We start from the raw sequence: 971 nt of genomic DNA, 5'->3' as shown, positions 1-971 counted from the left end.
GGGTGGCTCAGCCGTAGAACTCGATGCCGCTGAGTCGGCGCAGTTGACTGTAGGCGGCCGGTGAGTCGGGGGAGCGTTCGGCGACGTACTGCATGAACTCGTCGCTGAAAATCCCGTTGCCGCTCATCCGTTGGTACTGGTTCTGCAGTCGGGACATGCCGGCCATCAAGTCGCCCTTGAAGCTCATGCCCGCCGCACGCTGCTGCTGGCGCATTTGCGCGATCCCAGTCGCATCGCCAGGGAATGGCTGGCCGGGTGCTGGCGGCCAATCGAACTCCATGCCAGAGAACTTCTCAAGCAATCTCTTGTCGCTCTCCAGCAGCGGTCCTGCGGTTGACTCGTAAATGGGCTTCCGAATACCGCTAAACGGGGTTATCGGAATGGGTGGCTGACTGAAGATGTGCGCCAGCCTGAAACCTGATTCCATGGCGATGTTCCGTTTCCCTACCAGGCCGCGGCTACGGAGGCAGTTACGCGCGGCGTCACTGGCCCGATGAGCGGGTCGTAGATCGGGCCGCTAGGCTTCGATGCGTTGAACCACCGATACTGGAAGAAGAACTTAGTAGTCGCTGCATTCAGGTCGTTGTAGGCGGTGGTGTAGGCACTGGCATAGGCGCTGACGTCGTAGCAACGGCGAGGAACGTCGGAGCAGAGCTGGATCTCGAGGCGACCGGGATTGTTGGAGTTGTAGAGCCGAGTATCGTGTTCCCAGGCCACTCCCGCGAGAGGCGCGGCTGTCGTTCCGGTGGGGGCGCCGACTTTAGCCGACTCGTTCCAGTAGTTGTAGATGTACATGCTGTTGTTGACGAGGTTGAGGTGCTCGTAATAGCCACCTTCCATGGCAGCTGTCTCGGTGAAGGCGGAGCGCCCAACTGTTGGGGGCTGAACGAAGGATGGGGCGAGCGCGGGTGCGGTGGCCACGTCAGGCGGCGGCGGGGTTGTCGTTGCTTGCGCTGTCGGTGCTAGCACAC

2 protein-coding genes are annotated in these 971 nt (G+C 61.4%); both read right to left on the bottom strand.

Going from position 1 to position 971, the window contains the following annotated elements; genetic code table 11:
- Nucleotides 1-7: 7 nt before the first annotated feature.
- A complete protein-coding gene (locus KILIM_RS25205) occupies nucleotides 8-214 on the bottom strand; it encodes a hypothetical protein (protein ID WP_040563921.1) in 207 nt (68 codons plus the stop codon).
- 230 nt (nucleotides 215-444) lie between these two features.
- Nucleotides 445-971, bottom strand: a 527-nt coding sequence (locus KILIM_RS19635) for a hypothetical protein (protein ID WP_217997142.1), incomplete at its 5' end; no start/stop codon positions are given.

The organism is Kineosphaera limosa NBRC 100340 (assembly GCF_000298215.1).
Lineage (GTDB): Bacteria > Actinomycetota > Actinomycetes > Actinomycetales > Dermatophilaceae > Kineosphaera > Kineosphaera limosa.
Note: the sequence above shows the minus strand (reverse complement) of the source record. Positions and strands in the feature narration are given on the sequence as shown.